The following is a 958-nucleotide window of genomic DNA, read 5'->3' on the forward strand; positions in this document are numbered from 1 at the left end:
CGCGTTCGCGTCGTCGGCGGTTGCGTTCGCGTTCCTGTTGTCGGCGGGCGTGTTTGTCGGCCAGGCGGGTGCGGCGCCGGGTCGGCGGGGTCGGGTCATCGGGTGCCGGGCCGGGCGTGCCGGCAGATCGTGGGGGCGCCTGGGGTGGGGCGAAGCGGATGCGTCGTAGCCCGGGGAACAACAGCTCGAGGTTTTCGGGTTCGCCGGCGATGATCAGGCCTTCGGGGGTGATGAACTCTTGACGCAGCCGACCGCGCCGGTCGCGGTATTGGTCATCGACCCAGGAGCCGAACGTTTTGAGGATGTGGAAGAAGCGGTCCTTGACGTTGAGATTGTCCGGCATCGTGGGGCCACCGGCGGCCGGGTCGACATGGTTGTACTCCCATACGTGATCGATATCGCCGAGGAACGCCGAGGTCGGGTTACCGGGCACCACACTGTGCCCATCGCGTACCCGAACATAGGTGTCCAACGCCGCCGACGGCCGATACGGATCCGACGGTTGATGCGCCGGCAGCGTCCACGTGCCATCGGGGTTTTGTGGGGTCCCCGGCGCCACCATCGGCCTGATCACCGCGTCCGCGCGGGCGGCGAGGTCACGCACATGCTCGCCGGAGATCACGCCGTGGCCGGCGACGAACCCGGCGTTGTCGGCCTGCCCGGTGATCGTCTTCTCATCGGCGACCACATGGATCAGAATCGTCGACCCTGATGCAGCGACCCCGGGTGCAGGGATCTCGGCGGCACAGTCCTCGCTCCCGCACAAACACTCGAACCGGGTCTGTGACATCAGGGCGAACGCCGCATCCGACCGGCGCTGGGCGATGGTCCGCGGATCATCGCCGCAGGTGGTGACCGCCAGCGCGACGATGCTGTCGCGGGAGATACGGGCATTCTCTGCCGACATCGTCGCCGCCACCTTCGCCACCCCATCGGCTTTGGCCTCCACCCAGGCGTC

1 protein-coding gene is annotated in these 958 nt (G+C 68.0%); it reads right to left on the reverse strand.

Going from position 1 to position 958, the window contains the following annotated elements:
• The coding region (locus tag QSJ19_RS26560; protein WP_286324054.1) for a DUF222 domain-containing protein at window positions 1-907 on the reverse strand (907 nt) is incomplete at its 3' end.
• Window positions 908-958: the final 51 nt, after the last annotated feature.

Origin of the sequence: Gordonia sp. ABSL11-1 (assembly GCF_030315685.1) — a bacterium.
In the GTDB taxonomy this organism is placed as follows: Bacteria; Actinomycetota; Actinomycetes; order Mycobacteriales; family Mycobacteriaceae; genus Gordonia.